General features: G+C 64.7%; 20 protein-coding genes and 1 riboswitch. Of the genes, 5 read left to right on the top strand and 15 right to left on the bottom strand.

All coding sequences use genetic code 11. From position 1 onward, the window contains the following. Nucleotides 1–75 precede the first annotated feature (75 nt). Nucleotides 76–252: riboswitch (cobalamin riboswitch) on the top strand. A 44-nt stretch (nt 253–296) separates the two neighbouring features. Further along, nucleotides 297–1,034: a 5,6-dimethylbenzimidazole synthase gene (gene bluB, locus RFM52_RS06915; protein ID WP_320294750.1), complete on the top strand. Its 738-nt coding sequence runs from the start codon at nt 297–299 to the stop codon at nt 1,032–1,034. Here the strand turns inward: bluB and RFM52_RS06910 are convergent, their stop codons facing one another. Both RFM52_RS06910 and RFM52_RS06905 read right to left on the bottom strand, forming a co-directional pair. Continuing rightward, a complete protein-coding gene (locus RFM52_RS06910) occupies nt 1,035–2,015 on the bottom strand; it encodes a hypothetical protein (protein ID WP_320294749.1) in 981 nt (326 codons plus the stop codon). 230 nt (nt 2,016–2,245) lie between these two features. Further along, a complete protein-coding gene (locus RFM52_RS06905; RefSeq protein WP_320294748.1) occupies nt 2,246–2,839 on the bottom strand; it encodes a TetR/AcrR family transcriptional regulator in 594 nt (197 codons plus the stop codon). Between the two features lie 120 nt (nt 2,840–2,959). On the opposite strand from RFM52_RS06905, the gene RFM52_RS06900 reads away from it, so the two are divergent. Then, nucleotides 2,960–4,180, top strand: a complete 1,221-nt coding sequence (locus RFM52_RS06900; protein ID WP_320294747.1) for an MFS transporter — start codon at nt 2,960–2,962, stop codon at nt 4,178–4,180. 270 nt (nt 4,181–4,450) lie between these two features. On the opposite strand, the gene ribB is transcribed toward RFM52_RS06900, so the two are convergent. Together ribB and aroC are read right to left on the bottom strand one after the other, a co-directional pair. Continuing rightward, on the bottom strand, nt 4,451–5,551 hold the full coding sequence (gene ribB, locus RFM52_RS06895) for a 3,4-dihydroxy-2-butanone-4-phosphate synthase (RefSeq protein WP_320294746.1): 1,101 nt from the start codon (nt 5,549–5,551) through the stop codon (nt 4,451–4,453). A gap of 84 nt (nt 5,552–5,635) precedes the next feature. Next, entirely contained in the window at nt 5,636–6,751 is a 1,116-nt protein-coding gene (gene aroC, locus RFM52_RS06890; protein ID WP_320294745.1) for a chorismate synthase, read from the bottom strand. Nucleotides 6,752–6,946: 195 nt separating this feature from the next. On the opposite strand from aroC, the gene RFM52_RS06885 reads away from it, so the two are divergent. Further along, entirely contained in the window at nt 6,947–7,210 is a 264-nt protein-coding gene (locus tag RFM52_RS06885) for a DUF1344 domain-containing protein (RefSeq protein ID WP_140783436.1), read from the top strand. 264 nt (nt 7,211–7,474) lie between these two features. Here RFM52_RS06885 and RFM52_RS06880 read toward each other — a convergent pair whose 3' ends face one another. The 4 genes from RFM52_RS06880 to RFM52_RS06865 form a co-directional block, all read right to left on the bottom strand. Beyond that, nucleotides 7,475–8,062 carry a histidine phosphatase family protein gene (locus tag RFM52_RS06880; RefSeq protein ID WP_320294744.1) on the bottom strand — a complete coding sequence of 196 codons (588 nt, stop codon included), beginning with the start codon at nt 8,060–8,062 and terminating at the stop codon, nt 7,475–7,477. 55 nt (nt 8,063–8,117) lie between these two features. Further along, nucleotides 8,118–8,936 carry an enoyl-ACP reductase FabI gene (fabI, locus tag RFM52_RS06875; RefSeq protein ID WP_224669765.1) on the bottom strand — a complete coding sequence of 273 codons (819 nt, stop codon included), beginning with the start codon at nt 8,934–8,936 and terminating at the stop codon, nt 8,118–8,120. A gap of 108 nt (nt 8,937–9,044) precedes the next feature. After that, nucleotides 9,045–9,986 carry a DnaJ C-terminal domain-containing protein gene (locus RFM52_RS06870; protein WP_320294743.1) on the bottom strand — a complete coding sequence of 314 codons (942 nt, stop codon included), beginning with the start codon at nt 9,984–9,986 and terminating at the stop codon, nt 9,045–9,047. Nucleotides 9,987–10,101: 115 nt separating this feature from the next. Next, nucleotides 10,102–10,566, bottom strand: coding sequence for an RT0821/Lpp0805 family surface protein (locus RFM52_RS06865; RefSeq protein ID WP_320294742.1), 465 nt, complete (start codon nt 10,564–10,566; stop codon nt 10,102–10,104). A gap of 40 nt (nt 10,567–10,606) precedes the next feature. Between RFM52_RS06865 and pdxH the strand changes: the two genes are divergently transcribed. Next, nucleotides 10,607–11,224: a pyridoxamine 5'-phosphate oxidase gene (gene pdxH / locus RFM52_RS06860; RefSeq protein WP_320294741.1), complete on the top strand. Its 618-nt coding sequence runs from the start codon at nt 10,607–10,609 to the stop codon at nt 11,222–11,224. Between the two features lie 20 nt (nt 11,225–11,244). On the opposite strand, the gene RFM52_RS06855 is transcribed toward pdxH, so the two are convergent. The 6 genes from RFM52_RS06855 to RFM52_RS06830 all read right to left on the bottom strand — a co-directional run bounded on the left by RFM52_RS06855 (nt 11,245) and on the right by RFM52_RS06830 (nt 17,162). Further along, nucleotides 11,245–11,814 carry a hypothetical protein gene (locus tag RFM52_RS06855; RefSeq protein WP_320294740.1) on the bottom strand — a complete coding sequence of 190 codons (570 nt, stop codon included), beginning with the start codon at nt 11,812–11,814 and terminating at the stop codon, nt 11,245–11,247. Continuing rightward, complete coding sequence (locus RFM52_RS06850) at nt 11,783–12,403, bottom strand: hypothetical protein (protein ID WP_320294739.1); 621 nt, start codon at nt 12,401–12,403, stop codon at nt 11,783–11,785. Before RFM52_RS06850 ends, RFM52_RS06855 begins: the two co-directional genes overlap by 32 nt. 7 nt (nt 12,404–12,410) lie before the next feature. Continuing rightward, a complete protein-coding gene (locus RFM52_RS06845) occupies nt 12,411–13,004 on the bottom strand; it encodes a hypothetical protein (protein ID WP_320294738.1) in 594 nt (197 codons plus the stop codon). Next, complete coding sequence (locus RFM52_RS06840) at nt 12,997–14,322, bottom strand: hypothetical protein (protein WP_320294737.1); 1,326 nt, start codon at nt 14,320–14,322, stop codon at nt 12,997–12,999. The genes RFM52_RS06845 and RFM52_RS06840 overlap by 8 nt, the downstream gene beginning before the upstream one ends. A gap of 288 nt (nt 14,323–14,610) precedes the next feature. Continuing rightward, complete coding sequence (locus tag RFM52_RS06835; RefSeq protein WP_320294736.1) at nt 14,611–15,366, bottom strand: crotonase/enoyl-CoA hydratase family protein; 756 nt, start codon at nt 15,364–15,366, stop codon at nt 14,611–14,613. Between the two features lie 26 nt (nt 15,367–15,392). Beyond that, nucleotides 15,393–17,162 (bottom strand): acyl-CoA dehydrogenase family protein, encoded by a 1,770-nt coding sequence (locus RFM52_RS06830; protein WP_320294735.1) that lies wholly within the window; start codon nt 17,160–17,162, stop codon nt 15,393–15,395. Between the two features lie 539 nt (nt 17,163–17,701). On the opposite strand from RFM52_RS06830, the gene RFM52_RS06825 reads away from it, so the two are divergent. After that, nucleotides 17,702–17,938, top strand: coding sequence for a hypothetical protein (locus tag RFM52_RS06825; RefSeq protein ID WP_320294734.1), 237 nt, complete (start codon nt 17,702–17,704; stop codon nt 17,936–17,938). 15 nt (nt 17,939–17,953) lie between these two features. Here the strand turns inward: RFM52_RS06825 and RFM52_RS06820 are convergent, their stop codons facing one another. Further along, entirely contained in the window at nt 17,954–19,561 is a 1,608-nt protein-coding gene (locus RFM52_RS06820) for an FGGY-family carbohydrate kinase (protein ID WP_320294733.1), read from the bottom strand. Between the last annotated feature and the right edge of the window lie 71 nt (nt 19,562–19,632).

Genomic DNA, 19,632 nt, shown 5'->3' with positions numbered 1-19,632 from the left:
TGAAAGCCGAATGGCTGGGGAAAATTGCGCCAACCCGTGTCGCTGGCACCATTGGCGCAGCCCAAGCTTCGCGGTAAGGTCTCGTCGCTGCCTGGTGCCCGCGACGCGGGAGAATCGGGAACACGGTTGAAATCCGTGGCGTGCCCAACGCTGTGAGGGGGACCGCGCCGGCAAGAGCCACTGTCGATGACGGGAAGGCGCCGGTGCGGGACGATCCCGAGCCAGAAGACCGGCCTGGCAGACATGGTTTTCCGCTTGGTCAGGCGGGAGACTGCTTATCGCAAGGGGAAAAAGCGATGACGGCAGCAGCGATCGCCACGAGCGGCGACGACTTTGACCAATTGGCGCGCGACGCGGTCTACAGGGCGATGTTCACCAGGCGTGACGTGCGCAGCCATTTTGTCCCCGACGATCTCGACGACAGCGTGCTAGCGCGGCTGATCACCGCGGCCCATCACGCGCCGTCGGTCGGCTATATGCAGCCGTGGAACTTCATCGTCATCCGCGACGCGGCAAGGCGGCGGCAGGTACGCGATCTGTTCCTCGCCGCGCGCGAACAGGAACTGCCGGCGATCGAGGCGGAACGGCAGGCGCTCTACCGCAAGCTGAAGCTCGAAGGCATCTGCGAAAGCGCGCTCAACCTGTGCATCACCTGCGACCGGCAGCGCTCGAAAGACTCTCCGCTCGGGCGCTGGCACAACCCCGAGATGGATCTCTACAGCACCGTCTGCGCGGTGCAGAATTTCTGGCTGGCGGCGCGGGCGGAAGGTGTCGGCGTCGGCTGGGTCAGCATCATTGAGACCGAGGCGCTGAAGCAGCTCTTGTCGATCCCGGAGCATGTCACGCCGATCGCTTATCTGTGCGTCGGCCGCGTGTCGCAATTCGCGCCGAGACCGGACCTCGAAGCGCATGGCTGGGGCAAGCGCCTGCCGCTGCCGGAGCTGGTGATGAGCGAGACGTTTCGCGGCGCCGGCGAAGCGCCGCTCAAATCGGCAATCGCGAGGCTTCGTGACGACGACCAGCCGACGCCATAATCAGGCGGCCCGAGGCGTATCCCAGCGCGAGCCGCCGAAGGAGCCCAACGCCTTGTCGCGCAGTTCCCTGAACTTGGACGAGGCCTCGGCGAGCCGGCGGTCCCATTCGGGATTGGGCGTCTGGCCTTCGATGGCTTCGAAATAGACCTGCATCAGCGAGGCGATGGCGAAGGGCTCGATGAAGGCCGCCTTGAAGGCCCAGGCAAACACGATCGCCAGCACGAAGGCCCAGCCGGCAAGCTGTCCCGGCATGACCCAGAGGATCGCGGCCGCAGGCGCCAGCATCAACAGGAAGATGACGAAGGACACGCCCCACATGATCACCGCTAGCCAGACGGCGTTCTTGATCATGTGCTTGCCGTTCTGCGCGTAAAGCACGACGCCTTGCCGGGCCGTCTCGAAGGGCGAGTTCGAATTGATGCGGATGTTGTAGCCGAGGATGATCTCGTCGACATAGGTCAGCGAGATGCGGATGACCGTGTTGATGAAGCTGACGAGACCGCTCAGGCCCGGAATGGGCAGGAAGGCGGCGATGCCGCCGATCAGGCCGGTGATGGCGCGGATGGCGCCCTTGACCAGCTGGTCGACGACGAAAAGGATGTTGGCCTCGGCGAAACGCTGGGTGACCACTTCCTTGGCATAGGCGATCTGCCCTTGGCCGTCGGGAACGTCATGACCGTCGATCAGATGCACCATGACGGCGATATGACCGGCCTTGAGCACGTAGAGAATGTATTCGCGGATCCAGTAGACGGCGATCGAGACGATGCCGAAGCCGACCACGCCGCCCCAGAGCGCGAAAGACGTCGGTCCGTCCGGGTCGGTCGAGATGTGGCCGACGCCGTAGCCGACGCTGGCGCCGGTTCCGGTCGCCATGATGTAGGCGACCGTGATGCCGAAATAGACGATCATGCGAAAGACGATGAACGGCCATGTCCGCATCATGATGGACACCGACCTGGCGATGCTGAAGTCCCACATGCCCCGACTCTCCCACCCGCGCATGACCCCGAAAATCGGAATCGATTTTCGGAAAAGGATCATGCGCCAAATCAAGTTTTACAGCGTCCTTTGCGCGTTCAAAGAACGCGCGGCGCTGTAAGAGAATGGCTGGGGAGGATGCGCTCACCCGATCGATTGTCAATCACGGCAGGGTTGCGAGGGCCTGAAACCAGTGCACAACCCGGCGGCTTGGTCAGCCAAACGTGCCGTCAAGTTTTTCTGCGCAAGCCTTCGAGCAGTTGCTTGAACGCCGCGATCGCCTTCTTCGACGTCGCTTCGGGGTCACCGGAATTGGCGATACGCTGCGCGGCCTGGCTGCTGGCGCCGTTGATCAGCAGTGCGGTCGTCTCGGGATCAAGCTCCGGAACGACCACGCCATCGTCCTGCAGCTTCGTCAGATGGTTGGTCATCGAGGCGATGCAGGCACTGGCATTGGGCCATTGCGCCGGGTCGCCGAGCACCGCCGGGCCGTCGCGGAACATGATGCGCTGGATTTCCGGCTCCAGCGCCATCTCGATATAGGTGGTGCATTCGTCGACGAAATGCTGCCAGCGGGTCGGCGCTTTCGACGCCACCTCGTTCACCCGCACGGCCATTTCGCCGTCGATCTCGGCGATCACCGCCTGCAGCAGCCCCTTCTTGTCGCCGAAATGATGGTAGAGCGCGCCGCGGGTCAGCCCAGCAGACGCGGTGAAATCGTCCATCGAGGATTCGGCGTAGCCGACCGTGCCGAAAGCATGGCGAGCGGCCGCGATCAGCTTGGCGCGCGTCTCGGCGATCATCTCCTTGCGCGGTCTGTGCATGGCTCTGGCTCTATTTACATACGTTCCGTATGCCAATTGACATACGCTGCGTATGAACTATCTGACTTTCATACGCAGCGTATGTAGTTGCGATATGTTATGTTGTCGAGGAGCAAGACCATGCGAAACCCTTATTCGGACATCTTTCGGGCTCCCGGCACGAAAGGCTTCGCTGCGGCCGCCTTCATCGCGCGGCTGCCGATCGCCATGGCGCCGATCGGCATCGTGGCGATGCTGTCGCAGACGCATGGCGAATACTGGCTCGCCGGCGCCGTCTCGGCCACCTACGCGCTGGTCAATGCCTTCCTGTCGCCGCAGGTGTCGCGGCTGGTCGACCGGCGCGGCCAGACGGCGATCGCCGCGCCGATGACGCTCGTCTCGGTCATTTCCTTCGCGACACTGATCGTCGCGGCCAACCAACACTGGCCGGCCTGGACCTTGTTCCTTTCCGCTCTGCTTGCCGCCGCCATGCCCAGCATCCCGGCATTGGTCAGGGCACGCTGGACCGAGATCTTTCGCGATCGTCCCGAGCTCAACACCGCCTTCGCCTTCGAATCGGCGGCGGACGAGCTGGTCTATGTCGCAGGCGCCTCGCTGTCGGTGGGCTTGAGCGCGGCGCTGTTTCCCGAAGCCGGCATGGTGGTCAGCACGTTGCTGCTCGCGCTCGGCACGGCGGCATTCCTGCTGCAGCGTTCGTCCGAACCACCCATCCGCCCGGCGGAACATGGGGCGACCGGTTCGGCGATCCGCCTGCGGCCAGTGCAGATCATCACCTTCGCGCTGATCTTCGTCGGCGCGACCTTCGCGACGACCGAAGTGACGACGGTTGCCATTACAAAGCAGCTCGGCCAGCCTGAAGCGGCAAGCCTCGTCATCGGCGTCTATGCGCTGGGGTCGTTCGTGCTCGGCATCATCGTCGGCGCGCTCAGCCTGAAGGCACCGCTGCAACGGCAACTGGCTGTCGCAGTCAGCGTGATCGCGCTCACCACGCTGCCGCTGCTTTTCGCCGACACTGTGCCGACGCTGGCGCTGGCGGTGTTCGTGAGCGGCGTCGCGATCTCGCCGACCTTCATCACCGCTTTCGGCCTGATCGAACGCCACGTGCCGCCGGCGATGCTGACCGAAGGCGTCACCTGGGTGACCACCGGCATCGGCATCGGCATAGCGCTCGGCTCCTTCGCCGCCGGCTGGATGGTTGACAGTTTCGGTCCGCAGAGCGGGTTCTGGGTGTCGGTGGCGGCAGGCGCGATCGCGCTGGCCACCGTGCTCGCCGGGCAACGCCGGTTGGCGACGGACGATTGCGACGTGGACAGAGGCGAGGCGGTGATCCCGGCGCAGTGACGGCCAAAAGCGTGGCCAGCCATCCGTTGATCATCGCAGAGGTTGGAAGTTGGCCGTAGCCTCTATGACTTCGTCATCCACGGGCGGAGCGACGCGAAGCGGAGCGCAGACCCGAGGATCCATTCCGTTACCTCGATCGTAGAGCGCAGCGGAGCAGAATTCTGAACCGTCGCGGCGCTTCGAAGTCACGGCATGGATCCTCGGGTCTGCGCGCGGCGCTTCGCTCCTTGCTCCGCCCGTGGATGACGACGTCGCGGGGGGTTCAGCGAGCTACAAAATTTCGGTCTTGGCGATGTGGATGCCAAACCCCTCGAGACCGACATAGTGGCGCTCGCGCGAGGCGATCAGGTTGATCGAGGAGATGCCAAGGTCCTTGAGGATCTGGGCGCCTAGGCCGATCTCGCGCCACTCGTTCTCGCGGCGGCGGGCTTCCTCGTGGTCCTCGCGGTCGCCGCTCTGCGGCCGATTGCGCTCCTGGTGGGCGACGCCGACGGACCCCTCGCGCAGATAGACGATGACGCCGCGCCGGCGCTCGCCCATCGCCTTCATGATGCCGTCGAGGCGATGGCTGGTGCCGAAGACGTCAGTGACGACATCTTCGGAATGCAGGCGCACCGGCACGTCCTCGCCGTCGCGGATATCGCCGAAGACGACCGCGACATGGTGCATGGAATCCCAGGGCAGCGTGTAGGTGAAGACCTGGGCCTTGCCGCCGGGCGTGTCGATGTCGGAGCAGGCGACGCGTTCGACCAGCGTTTCCTTGCGCTGACGGTAGGCGATGAGGTCGGCGACCGAAACCTGCTTCAGGCCGTGTTGTTCCGCGAAAGCCTGCACTTCCGGGCCGCGCTTGACCGTTCCGTCGTCGTTCACCAGCTCGGAGATGACGCCGACCGGCGGCAGGCCGGCAAGCTTGCAAAGATCGACAGCGGCCTCGGTATGGCCGGAGCGCATCAAGACGCCGCCTTCGCGCGCGATCAGCGGGAAGATGTGGCCGGGGCGCACGAAATCCGACGGGCCGACATTGCCATTGGCAAGGTTTCGCACGGTCAGCGTGCGATCGTCGGCGGAAATGCCCGTTGTCGTGCCATGCTTGAAATCGACGCTGACCGTGAAAGCGGTGGTGTGGGCGGAGTCATTGTCCGCCACCATCGGCGCCAAGTTCAGCCGCCTGGCGTCCTCACGCAGCATCGGCGTGCAGACGATGCCGGAGGTGTTGCGCACGATAAAGGCCATCTTCTCCGGCGTGCAGTGGACGGCGGCGACGATCAGGTCGCCCTCGTTCTCACGCCCGTCATCGTCCATGACGACGACGATCTCGCCGCGCTCGAAGGCGCGGATCGCTTCGACGATCTTCTTCTGGTCGTAGGGCATTGGGCGCTCGCTTCGCTCGCAGGGAATAGGGGTTAGGCAGTAGGCGGTAGAAGGAAGAAACGGCTGTGTCGGGCGGCCTACTGCCTAATCCCTACTGCCTACTCCCTTCCCTGTTTGTCCTCTGTGCCGCAGATAATGATCGGCGATCGCGCAGGCAACCATGGCCTCGCCGATCGGCACCGCGCGGATGCCGACGCAAGGATCGTGGCGGCCCTTGGTCATCACCTCGACATCGTGACCGTCCTTGTCGATCGACCGGCGCGGGGTCAGGATCGACGAGGTCGGCTTGACGGCGAAGCGGGCGACGATCGCCTGTCCAGTCGAGATGCCGCCCAGGATGCCGCCGGCATTGTTCGATAAGAACACCGGCTTGCCGTCATTGCCCATGCGCATCTCGTCGGCGTTCTGCTCGCCGGTGATACGGGCCGCCTCGAAGCCGTTGCCGATTTCGACGCCCTTGACCGCGTTGATCGACATCAGGCCGGACGCGATGTCCTGATCGAGCTTGGCGTAGATCGGCGCGCCGAGGCCCGGCGGCACGCCGTCGGCGACGATCTCGATCACCGCGCCGACCGAGGAGCCGGCCTTGCGTATGCCGTCGAGATAGGCGGTGAAGACCGGAACCGAGGCCGGATCGGGCGTGAAGAACGGGTTTTCGGCGTCGCCGATGAAATTCCAGTTCCAGTTGCCGCGATCGATCGACTTCTCGCCCATCGAGACCAGCGCGCCGCGCACCACCATGCCGGGAACTATCCTGCGCGCCAGCGCGCCCGCCGCGACCCTGGCCGCCGTCTCGCGCGCCGAGGAGCGGCCGCCGCCGCGATGGTCGCGCAGGCCGTATTTGACGTCGTAGGTGTAGTCGGCATGGCCCGGCCGGTACTGGCGGGCGATCTCGCCATAATCCTTGGAACGCTGGTCGACATTCTCGATCAGCATCGACACCGGCGTGCCGGTGGTGATCATCGTCTCGCCGTCCTCGTCGAGGATGAAGCCGGAAAGGATCTTGACCTCGTCCGGCTCGCGGCGCTGGGTGACGAAGCGCGACTGTCCGGGACGGCGGCGGTCGAGCTCGGCCTGGATATCCTCGCGCTTGAAGCGAATGCCGGGCGGGCAGCCATCGACAACGCAGCCGAGCGCGGCGCCGTGGCTTTCACCCCAGGTGGTGACGCGGAAGAGATGGCCGAATGTGTTGTGCGACATGAGAATACGCCCTGCCCCGGCGGCAAAGCCGGTTAGGCTGCCTTCTATTGGCGTTTTCCACAGTGGTCAAACGACTGCATCAAACTGTGATCTGCCGGATTTAGTTTTGACACATTCGGTTGGTTTCTGCTCTCCTCCATCCGCCGTTGAGGATCCGCCGCTGACCAGCCGGCGCAATGACCAAAGAGGACGACGATGCGTACCCTGATTGGCGCCGCCTGCGCCATGTTGCTGATTTCCACCGCCGCCGCGTTCGCCGGCCAGACCGAAGGCCTGATCAAGAAGGTCGACAAGGACACGCTGACGCTGACGCTTGACGACGGCAAGGCCTACAAGCTCAACGCCGAGACCGATATCGACTCGCTGAAGCCGGGCATGGACATCGTCATCGCCTTCGACGTGACCAATGGCGAGAATGTCGTCACCGATATGCAGTTGCCCGACAGCGACCAGAACTAGTCCGACGCGAAGCCCGCACTGCACCGGGACCAACCTTAGACATTGGCCGAAACGCCAAAGCTTCGTCATTCTAGGGCGAAGCAAGGAGCGTAGCGACGCGCGCAGACCCTAGAATCCATGCCGTTGCGTATGAATGCCGCTACGGTGCAGGACGACCTCTGTCCTGCACCGTTTTTACCATTCGGCTGAGATCACGGCATGGATTCTAGGGTCTCCGCGACGGAGCTTCGCTCCTGCTTCGCCCTAGAATGACGATGCTAACCTTCACAACCACTCCAGGCTGCGGCCTTCCAGTCGCAGCAGGCGATCCTGCGGGATCTCCAGGCCGGCGGCTTCCTGCTTGGAAATGCCGGTAACGAAGCGGAAGAAGCAGCGCATGACGCCGCCATGGGTCACGCAGACGGTAGGCTGGCGCAGCCCGTCGAACCACGGCTTGATCCGGTCGAGCAGCATCTCGTAGCTTTCGGCGCCCTCGCCGGGCGGCTGGAAATCCCACTTGGAAGCGCGTCGGCCGTCGGTTGAACCGGGAGCACGTTCCTCGAGTTCGGCGAAGGTAAAACCCTGCCAGTCGCCGAAGCTTATCTCCACAAGGCGCGCATCGGTGCGGTAGGCGGTGGGATCGAGCCCCATCGCTTCGCGCATCAATTCCATCGTCTCGCGCGTGCGCCGCATCGGGCTGGCGACAAAATCGAAATCCGCAGGATTTCTGATTAGCTGCGCCAACCGTCGGCCATTTTGCGTGGCCTGCTCGCGGCCGAATGCGTTGATGTCGGTGTCGGCCTGGCCCTGCAGGCGGTGCTCGGCATTCCACTCGGTCTGGCCGTGGCGCGCGATGTAGACGAGCGGATACATCAGGTCTTCCAAGGTCGAGCCAGGGCCTGGGACGAAGGATCGGCGAAGGAGAGGATCAGTCCTTGACGGTCGAGATATCCGGCGCGTCGACCGCCTTCATGCCGACGACATGGTAGCCGGAATCGACGTGGTGGACCTCGCCGGTCACGCCGCGCGACAGGTCCGACAGGAAATAGACGCCGGAATCGCCGACCTCTTCCTGGGTGACCGTCTGCTTCAGCGGCGAATTGTACTCGTTCCACTTCAGGATATAGCGGAAGTCGCCGATACCGGAGGCGGCAAGCGTCTTGATCGGTCCGGCGGAGATCGCGTTGACGCGGATCTTCTTGGCACCCAGGTCCACGGCGAGGTAGCGCACGCTGGCTTCGAGCGCCGCCTTGGCGACGCCCATGACGTTGTAATGCGGCATCACCTTCTCGGCGCCGTAATAGGTCAGCGTCAAAAGCGAACCGCCATCGGTCATCAGCGGCTCGGCGCGCTTGGCGATGGTGGTGAAGGAATAGACCGAGATGTCCATGGTGCGCAGGAAATTGTCGCGCGTCGTCTCGACATAGCGGCCGGTGAGCTCGTCCTTGTCGGAGAAGGCGATGGCATGGACGAGGAAGTCGAGCTTGCCCCAGTGCTTGGCAATGTCGGCAAAGACGGCGTCGAGGCTTTCCGGGTCGGTCACGTCGCAATGTCCGGCGACATGCGCGTTGAGTTCGGCCGCGAGCGGCTCGACGCGCTTCTTGAAGGCTTCGCCCTGATAGGTCAGCGCGATTTCGGCGCCATGATCGGCGCATGCCTTGGCGATGCCGAAAGCGATCGACCGATTGTTCGCGACGCCGAGGATCAGGCCCCGCTTACCGGCCATCAGGCCCTGTCCAGCTGCCATGTGCAAGCTCTCCGCAAGAATATCTGCTTTGTGGAGAGCCCTATCGCACAGGCACAAAGCCCCTTCAAGCGCCCAAAAGACACTGTAACAGGAACAAAATTCCCTCAATCAGCCTTTTCGGCCGCGCATCAGGGCCTCAAGCTCGGCATTGCCGCCTTCCGGCAGCATCAATCGCACATGGGCATAGAGATCGCCATGGCCGCCAGCCTTTTCCGGCAGGCCCCTGCCCTTGAGGCGCAGCACCTTGTCCGAGCTCGACCATGCCGGGACGTTGACCGCGAGCTTGCCGGTCGGCGTCTCGACCGCCACCTTGGCGCCGAGGACGGCGTCGGCCAGGGAGACGGGCAGGTCGACATGCAGGTCGCGCCCCTCGATGCGGTAGCGCGGATGGCGGCGGATGTGGATCTTGACCAGCGCGTCGCCCGGCTGGCCCGGACCCTGCCCGCCCTGACCCTTCAGGCGAATCGTCTGGCCGTCCTCGACATAGGCCGGCAGCTTCACCGCCACCTTGCGGCCGTCGGGGAACATCGCCGTCACCTTGTCGGCGGTGGCTGCCTCCTCGACGCTGATGTCCATGGTGACGTTGAGGTCGGCAGCCTGCGCCGGCTGGCGGCGGTCGCCTGGCCCGGCCCCCCTTGCGCCGGCGCCGCGGGCGCCGGAAAAGGCATCGCCGAATATCTGGCTGAAGATATCGCTGTTGCCGTCGAACGGATCGCCGCCCGGACGCCCGGTGCGGAATTCGAAATGCGCGCCGCCCGGGCCCTGCTGACGGCGGAACCCGGCGAACGGGTCGCCGCCGGCCGCGCCTTCAAAACCCTGGAATTTCGGCTTGCCCTCGGCGTCGATCTCGCCGCGGTCGAAGGCGCCGCGCGTCTTCTCGTCGCCCACGACTTCGTAAGCCTGGTTGACGGCGGCAAAACGGTCCTTCGCTTTGGGATCATTCGGGTTCTGGTCCGGATGATGCTTCTTGGCGAGCTTGCGGTAAGCCGATTTTATGTCCTTCGCCGATGCGTTCTTGGCAACGCCCAGCACCTCATAGGGGTCGCGCATGCTTCCTGCCTGCAAGAGAGAATGGATTTGTGGTCGCCCCCTATATGCGCTCGCATAGGAAGAAATTCCAGTGCCACAAGAGGGATTGGTCCTCGAAAGTTAGAGCGCGCCCAAATCAAAGTGCCTTGAATTCCTGCATGCGCCAGCCACCGGCGCCGGCCAGGCACAACTCACCCTTGTAGAGCGCGACGCCGTCGAAGCTCTCGCGCGTGGCGCTGAAACGGCGGCAGGTCAGCCCGCCATCCTTCAGCTCCAGCAGTTCGGTGATCGCCCCGCGCGAGCCGGTGCCGGCATTGGCCCATGGCACCGCCTGGCCGCCCAACTCCTTGATGTCGGCCGAAGAAACGGCATTGCCGATGGTGGTCTGGTCGGAATCCTTGTCGCCGGCGGCCGGGGCAGCGGGCGAGGACGGGGCGCTGGAGGTGATGATCGAGCGGTCGACATCAGCCTTTTCCAGGCTGAAGCCACCTGCGCCGCAGGCGGCAAGGGGAAGGGCCGCTGCCACGACCACAGCCTTGACGCTGGCCGAAGCGATAACGCCCCATTGCCTGCTGTCAAAAGCTTGCGCGATACGCGACAATCGGCCAACTCCTCCCGCAACGGTAAAAATTTGGAAAACTATGAACGAAACCGAGTTAACAAGCAGTGACTTCACCGAGGCCGCGGAGCCGTTCAGGCTCTTTGCCGCATGGCTGGAGGACGCCACGAAAAGCGAGATCAACGATGCCAACGGCGTCGCCCTGGCGACCGTCGACGCCGACGGCATGCCGGATGTGCGGATGGTGCTGCTCAAGGGGTTCGACGAAAAGGGGTTTGTCTTCTACACGAATTTCGAGAGCGCCAAGGGCCGCGAGATTCTTGGCAGCATGAAGGCGGCGATGTGCTTCCACTGGAAATCGCTGCGCCGCCAGGTGCGGGTGCGCGGGCCGGTGGAGATCGTCAGCGACGCCGAGGCCGACGCCTATTATGCCACCCGTCCGCGCGGCAGCCGCATCGGCGCCTGGGCCTCGAAGCAGTCGCGGCCACTGGAAAGCCGCTTCGCGCTGGAGAAGGCGGTGGCCGAATATACGGCGCGCTATGCCATCGGCGAGATCCCGCGGCCGAAACACTGGTCGGGCTTCCGCATCCTGCCGCAGACGATCGAGTTCTGGCATGACCGGCCCTTCCGGCTGCATGACCGGGTCGTCTTTTCGCGCAATGCCGCCGGTGGCTGGGACAAGAGCCGGCTCTATCCCTAACCCCGAACGCCTGCCGGAAATCAGTCCTTTTCCAGCTGGAACAGCAGGAAGCGCGGCCGCTCGCTGGCGACGCCGACGGCCGGGCGTATCGACTTGGTCGCTTCCTTCGGCACCAGGAACGTCTCGCGCAGGTTGAGCGTATCGCCGCTCTTGGCGCCCGAGAAGATCGCCGAGATGCAGTTTCCGACATTGTCGGGGGTCTTCAGCAAGACGATCGAGGTCGGTAACCAGCGCCGGCCGTCCTTGTCGATCAGCGTGACCTTGCAGCCGAGCCAGAGCTTTTGCAGGTCCGGATCGCCGACCCTGACCTGGAAGTCGGCCAGCACGGGCACGGAGTCCGGCGGCAGGTTCGACATGCCGAAGGCGCCGCGCAAATCGGTCAGTTTCCAGTCGCTGCCGCCGAAATGCGCGCTCTGCCCCCACACGACGCGGCGCGCGAACAGGTCGCTGTCGCCGAGCAGCGCCTTGACGCTGTCATAGGACTCCACGGCCAAGGCGAGCGGGATCAGGAGCGCGAGCGACCACAGGCTGCGCCGCCGCCATTTCCGCTCCCCTGCCCTATTCTCCTGATCCAAAGCCTCTGCCGTCATTCGTTTTCCTCAGAGCGGCTGCGCCATAATCCAGCATGTCGACCGTGCCGGGAGGCAGGCCGTCCGGCGCGACTGCCACCGGCCCAAGCGCGATTTCGGCCTGGGAGTCCAGCGCCGCCATCAGCTTCTCCGAAACGAGCAAGGTCGCGTCGCTCACCTGGTCCGGCCGCATTTCGAAGATCAGCCTCGCCTTCCTCGGCAGGCCGGGATCGATCGCGACCGGCAAAAGCCCGTTCATGAAGGACAGCCTCTCGGTCTGGTCGTAGGTAAGACCGGTCGGCCCGCGCCAGGACGCGACACCAATGGTTGTCGACTCGGAGCGCGCCGCGAACTCGACCGTCACCACGGCCCAGACGCCGCCGGTGGTCAGGACCTTTTGTTGGCCGAACTGATCGACCTTCAGCTTGCGGGCGAACTCGACTTTCTCGGCATGGACCTCGAAGGCGCGCCCGACGGCGGTATCGCCGAGTTTGCCGTACGCGGGGATCGGCCCGATCAGGTCGCCGTAACGCGGCTTCGATGTCTGCAGGCCGTAGCAGAAAACCATGGCGACAAGCAGCAGGACGATGTTGGCCGATTTTCGCATCATGGGCCCATCATGGCTGGATATCCGCGCTGTCGGGCCCGGCGCCGACGGCAATGGTCAGCGTGCCGGCCGGTGTGGGATTGAACCAGCCCGGCAGGCCGTAGAGGTTGTCGCGCGGCTTGTAGGTCTTGCGGATGACCGTCAGGCCGAAACTGGCAGGTGCCGCCGCTCCGTCCGGCAATTGCCAGATATAGGCCATGCGCTCCGGCATGCCCGGATGCAGTTCGGGCGACATCGTGGAATCGCGCGTCAGCACGATGAAGGGTTTGGTGGCCGGATCGACCGTCGCCGGGCTTGCCTGCAGCACGTCGAAATAGTCCTTGGTCGACTTTGCAGTGCGGTTGGTCATTTCGAGCTCGAGCACCAGCGCCTTGCCGCCCGGCTTGAGCAACGTCCCGTAGGCGTATTTTTCCGCGGTGACATAGGCTTTCAATGGCCGCAGCAGCCACTCGCCGGTGTCGATCCGGCTTGCCGGCGCCAGGACCGGTAACGGCTCATGCCTCGCGCCGAAGGCGCCAAGGACACCCGCAACGGCAATTGCGGCTGCCGTGCCGATGCCGGCGACGGTCCACGCCTTCAGCCGTGAGCGGGCGCTTTCAAGCATTCTGCGCCTCGATTTCCGTGGCGTCGGCCGGCCCGGCCGGCTCGGCGCCCTCGCTGGCCTGGCGCTTGGGCAGTGCAAAGGCCGTTTCGAGGACCGCGGCGAGGAAGCAAATGCGCAGCGGCTCGACCAGGATGCCGGTCGAGGAATCCTGGAATGGGCTGCCGAACAGCAGCGATACGCCTTGCGAGAGCACCTGCCAGGTGTCGAGCTCATGCGGTCCGACGAGCCGCGTCATGCCGAGCCACGCCCAGGCGGCGAGCCAATCGATCAGGCGGTAGCCGACAATCAGCGTCACGATCAGCACGACGCCCGAGCTCAGCGTGATGCGCACGCCGTTGGCGATCGGCAGGTAACGCGAGCGGTAGCCGGAGATGAAATGGTCGGCGAAGTCGCGCAGGAATTTCGGGATGGCGCGATAGCGTTCGCCAGCGCGTTCAACCCGCCGGTGCATGCGCATCAGTTCCTTGTCGTCGCGCACGTCATAGCCGTAGATCAGCGCCGCCAGCACCAGCCAGATCACCGGCAAGAGCATGTAGAAGAACAGGTTCACCAGCCTGGTCGTGGTGTCGATGGAGGTGACCTCGACCGGCACCATCGGATCGGCGAAAGCGCTGGCGATGGGATGCGCGACGCCTTCGGCCGCTGCCTGCAAGGCGGAAAAGATGTTGCGGCTCATGATCCAGGCGACGGCCTCGTCCTTCCAGCGCGAGATCACGTAGAGACCGATGAAGATCCAGTTGGTCTCGCAGATGACCACGACGATCTGCCAGAAGGAGCGCGAGCCGCCGCGTTTCTGCATGGCGGTGGCGAAGCGCCTGATCAGCCAGGAGATGACGACCGACACGATCAGCCAGCGCGAATCCAGCACATCGAGCACGTTGCCGGCGCCTTCGCCGAAGGGCGCCATGTCGAGCGTGACGCGCGAATATTGCCGCACTGTGTCGCCGAGAAAGCCCCAGGCGGCGTAGTAGGCGAAGAAGGGCAGCAGCGCGACGGTGACCATGCGCGCCAGCCGCGCGCTACCGCTCCGTGGCCCGGTTTCGCTTTCGCGCTGGGCCGACTGCTGCGCGACGCGCACGGCAGGCAGAGCGGGCAGCAGGGTCTGGAACATGGCGACGGTGACGATGAGCTGGGTCAGCGCGACCAGCGTCAGCAGAGCGAGACCGGCCATGTGGTTGAGCAGGGCCGCGCGTGCCGCGACCTGCATGAACAGGTCGCCGAACACGATGCCCAGAAGCACCATGGCGACCAGCTGCGGCCAGAAGCGCCACCAGAGTTTCATGGTGAGCGCCAGCGGTCTTACGGCAATGGCAAGCATGTCGGACGTTCAATCCGTCGGTGCGTGCCTCGTCATTTCGGAAGGTTGCTCGTCAGCGGCAATTTTGCGGGCCATGTCCACTCCAGGCGACTAGAGCGCTTCGCACTCTAGTCCTTGTCTTGGCGCAATTCCGGACGGAAAACCGCTACGCACTTTTCCTGGAATTGCTGTAGGCCCCCGCCCCGTCGGCTTCGTGAGATAGGGCGCGAAAACGACAGTGTACAGACCAAAAATCGCGTCAGACGCGAGTTTCGCTCGAAGCTGCCACAACCTGACAGTGTCGTGAACTCAGCCCGCCTTCCTGCGCGTCATGAAAGCGGTGAGCGCTGCGCGTGCCTCTTCCGAGGTCAGCCGCTCGCGGAAATGCTCGCTTTCGACCTTGATGCGAGCGATCAATTCCTCGCGCGGCTCGCGCATCAGGTCGCGCGCGATCTTCAGTGCCTGCGGCGGCTTGGCGGCGATATTGTTGGCGGCGGCCAGCACCGCGCCTTCCAGCGCGTCTTCCGACACGACGTCGTAGATCATGCCGGCGGCCTTGGCGCGCTCGGCCGAAAAACCCTCGCCGAGACCGAGCAGCGCGAAGGCGCCCTGCCGGCCGAGGAGCTGCGGCGCGATCAGGCTGGAGCCGGCTTCCGGCACCAGGCCGAGATCGACGAAGGGCGTGCGGAACAGCGTGCGCGGCGTGGCGAAGGTCAGGTCGCAATGCAAATTGAGCGTCGTGCCGATGCCGACCGCGATGCCATCGACGCCCGACACCATCGGCTTTTCCGACCTGGCCAGCGCCATCAGGAAATCCCAGACCTCGTTGCCGCCCTCGCCGCCGGTGGCGATGACCAGGAAATCGGCAAGGTCGTTGCCGGAGGAGAAGGCGCCCGGAACACCGAGGAACACATGCACGCGGACCGCCGGATCGGCATCGCCTTCGGCAAGGGCCGTCGACATTTTCGCGTACATGGCGCGCGTCAGCGCGTTCTTCTTGTCCGGGCGGTTGATGCGGATGATCTGCACGGCGCCCTGGCGCTCGACGAGGATATGGTCTGTCACGGCTGGTCCTTTGAACGTCGGGATGCTTAAGCGGAAATCAGTGCCTTGCCGGCGGCGGCGAGGCTTTCTGCGCCGTCGATGACGCGCTCCTTCAGGGCGCGCGTTTCGCCGAGCAGGTTTTCGGCAAAGAAACGGCAGAGCGCGATGCGGCCGCGGTCGGCCAGCCCGCCCTGCGCCAGATAGGCACCGCCGGCGGCGAGCGAGATCAGGCGCAGATAGGGCGTCGCGCCGGCCATCGCGGCGTCGATCTTGCCGTCGGCGGTGAGCTTCTGCAGGAAGCGCGTCGCCTCGTCGAGATCGCTGAGTGATCGGTCGAGATTGTCGGCGGTACGGCCGAAGCCGTCGATGTTGGAGGTGCGCACCGCATCGGCCACGGCTTTCAATTCGCCGATATAGCGATGCACATGCTCGCCGCCGCCAAGCGGCAGTTTTCGCGCCACGAGGTCGATTGCCTGGATGCCGTTGGTGCCCTCATAGATCGGCGCGATGCGGGCATCGCGATAAAGCGCCGCGGCGCCCGTCTCCTCGATGAAGCCCATGCCGCCATGCACCTGGACGCCCAGCGAGGCGACCTCGACGCCGACATCGGTCGAGAAGGCCTTCGCCAGCGGCGTCAGCAGGTTGGCTCGGTCGCGCCAGGTGGCGGCGGCCTCGCCCTCGCCGACGCGGGCGCGGTCGATGGCATGGGCGCAGGAATAGCTGATCGAGCGGGCGATCTGGGTCAGCGCCTTCATAGTCAAGAGATTGCGCTGCACGTCCGGGTGATGGACGATCGGCGCCATGCCGGAACCGGAATAGTCCGATGCCTTGCCCTGGCGGCGCTCATTGGCATAGGCGATCGCCTTCTGGGTGGCGGTCTCGGCAACCGCCACGCCCTGCATGCCGACGGCCAGGCGAGCGTTGTTCATCATGGTGAACATGCAGGCCAGCCCCTTGTTCTCCTCGCCGATCAGCCAGCCGATGGCCCCGGGTGCCGCGCCCTGAAAGCCGTCGCCATAGATCATGGTGCAGGTCGGCGAGGCATGGATGCCGAGCTTGTGCTCGAGGCCGGAACAGAAGACGTCGTTGCGGCCGCCGAGCGAGCCGTCGTCATTGACGAAAAACTTCGGCACCAAAAACAGCGAGATGCCGCGCGTTCCGGCGGGCGCGTCGGGCAATCGCGCCAGCACCATATGCACGATGTTGTCGGTGAAATCGTGCTCGCCATAGGTGATGAAGATTTTTTGGCCGAAGATGCGATAGGTGCCGTCGCCGACCGGCTCGGCGCGGCTGCGCAAGGCGGCGAGGTCCGAGCCGGCCTGCGGCTCGGTCAGGTTCATCGTGCCCATCCACTCGCCTGAGACGAGTTTGGCCAGATATTTTTGCTTCAGCGCCTCGGAAGCATGTTTGTCGAGCGCCTCGACCGCGCCCATGGTGAGCGTCGGGCCGATGCCGAAAGCCATGGCGGCGGAATTCCACATTTCGAGCGCTGCGACGCCGAGCATCGTCGGCAGGCCCTGGCCGCCGAACTCCTCCGGTCCAGACAGCGCGTTCCAGCCGCCGTCGATCCAGCGCCGGTAGAGCTCTTTCCAGCCGGGCGGCGTAGTGACGGCCGCGTCCTTCAGCACCGCGCCATGCGCGTCGCCGATCTTGTAGAGCGGGGCGACCTCCTCGCTGGCGAAACGTCCCGCCTCGGCCAGGATCGCGTCGACGAGATCCTCGCCGAGATCGCCGAAGGTGCCGGCGTCCAGCGCCGGCTTCAGCCCGGCCACCTGCTTCAGCGTGAAGGCGATGTCCTCGACCGGTGCGCGATACATGTCTGCTCCTCCTCCGTTCCAGCCAACCGTAGTACATGGCCGAAGCGAAACCATGTGTCGATTTCGCACCTTCTTTTTACGTAAACGTCAAATTTTGTCACGCGGATTTTGCAGGATCGTCATCTGCGGGCGGAGCGGGAGCGTAGACCTGACGAGCGTTTCGACCAAGCGAAGGTCGGAACGCTTTGCCCCCCATGGAAACAATCGCAAACTTCGAAGATTAGCCGCAGCGCCTGAGCTTCGTCATCCACGGGCGGAGCGGGAGCGAAGCGGACGCGTAGACCCGAGGATCCATTCCGTGACCCCGCGCGAAGGGTGCAACGGAGCAGAATTCTGGATCGTAGAGCAACGTCAACGTTACGGAATGGATTCTATGGTCTGCGCGCGTCGCTTCGCTCCTTGCTACGCCATAGAATGACGAAATCGCGAATGCCGGGCCAATTGTGGAGGCTATGGCTACCTTTCAAAATTACTGCAACAAGGAACTACATCCCGCTATAGTCTGCCGAGGCAGATTACAGACAAACCGGACACCAGCCATGCTTGCCAGACCCGACGCCTATCGCTGCCTCGAATGCGGCCTGCCCTACCGGGCTCCAGGCTTCCACTACTATCACGGCATGCTCGAGGAAGGCCCAGCCTACTGGACCGATCGCGGCATATTGTGCTCGCCGCAATGCTCGCTCTCGCATCACAAGAAGCGCAGGGCCGAAGGCACGCTGCCGCAGGAGCCGGCGCCCGATCCGTTCGAGGTGCCGACAGTCTTCCGGCGCTGACGCCTTACCGATCCCTCAGCGCAAGCTGCGACCCACCGCCTGCAGCGCCAGAAAAGCTTCGTAACGGCGGTCGTGCCAAGCGCTGATGTCGCCCGTCGCGGGTGTGAAAACATCACCAAGCCGGGACATGGATGGCATGGCGGTCGATAGGTCCGCGTACCGGCGCGCCGCGACCGCTCCCAGCATCGCGGCGCCGAGCAGCACCGGCTCCGGCGACTGCGAGGCGGCCACCGGCAGGCCGGCGGCGTCGGCAAGCAGCTGGCGCACCAGCGGCGACTGGCCGGCGCCGCCGCTGATGACGATGGTGTCGACGACGTGGCCGGACGAGGCCATAGCCGCCACGATCTGGCGAACGCCGTAGCCGAGGCCGCAAAGTCCGGCCACGTAAAGGCCGACGAGACTCTCGACGGAACGGTCGGTGCCGAGCCCGGCGATCAGGCCGCGCGCATCAGGATCGGCTAACGGCGAACGATTGCCGAGGAATTCGGGCACGACATGGATGCTTCCCGTAAGCGTGGCGGCGGCCGACAGGTCGGGCGAACCCGCCGTGGCGGCCGCGGCCAGCCAATCGACCAGCGATTTGCCTTCGGTTGCGGCGCGCGCGGAAGCCTCGGCCTGGGCCGGGTGGAAATGCACCAGCAGGTCGATGGCCGCGCCGGCCGCCGACTGGCCGCCCTCGCTCAGCCAGAACCCCGGCACCATGGCGGAATAATAGGGTCCCCATACACCCGGCACGAAGGCCGGACCTTCACTGCTCGCCATGGTGCAGGCCGAGGTGCCGAGCACATAGGCCATGCGCGAGACGATGGTGCCGGCATCGCCCGCGGCGCCGACGGTGCCGACGCCGCCGGCATGGGCGTCAATCAGCCCGGCGGCCACGATCGTGCCCGCAACCAGTCCCAGTTCGGCGGCGGCCGCCTCTGTCAGGCCGGCGCCCACCGCCGTGCCGGGATCGACCACATCCGTGCCGATACGGACAAAACCCTCGTCCGCTAGCTCGCCAAGTCCCACCGCATGGAAATAGCTGTCGTCCCAGCGCCGTTCATGGCTGAGATAGGTCCATTTGCAGGCCAGCGTGCAGACCGAGCGGGCAAGGCTGCCCGTGGCGCGCCAGGTCAGGTAATCGGCCAGGTCGAAGAAATGCCGCGCTCTGGCAAAGGTCTCGGGCAGGTTCTCCTTCAGCCATAGAAGCTTCGGCGTCTCCATCTCCGGCGAGATGACGCCGCCGACATAGTCGAGGACCGGATGCCGCAGCGCGTTGATGCGCCTGGTCTGGTCGAGGGCGCGATGATCCATCCAGACGATGATGTTTCGGTCGCTGTCTCCCGAGCGGCCTACCGGCAAAGGCTCGCCATCGTCGCCGACCACCACCAGCGAACAGGTCGCGTCGAAGCCGATGCCACCGATGTCCCGGGGATCGACGCCCGATTTCCCGACCGCCTCGCGCACGCTGGCGCATGCCGCCTGCCAGATGTCGCGACTGGATTGCTCGGCGATCTCGCCGGACTCGACGAAGAGAGCAATGTCGCGCTTGGCGGAAGCCAGGAGTTGGCCATGCTCGTCAAAGACGCCGGCGCGCGCGCTGCCGGTGCCGACATCGATGCCGAGGAAGTGGGAAGGCATGGGGGGCCTCGGGGTGAACGGTGAATGGTGAATGGTGAATGGTGAATGGTGAATGGTGAGTAGTTATTAGT

This window comes from Mesorhizobium humile, assembly GCF_033977215.1.
Taxonomy (GTDB): Bacteria; Pseudomonadota; Alphaproteobacteria; order Rhizobiales; family Rhizobiaceae; genus Mesorhizobium; species Mesorhizobium humile.
The sequence above is the reverse complement of the archived record's forward strand: the minus strand, read 5'-3'. Positions and strand labels throughout refer to the sequence as shown.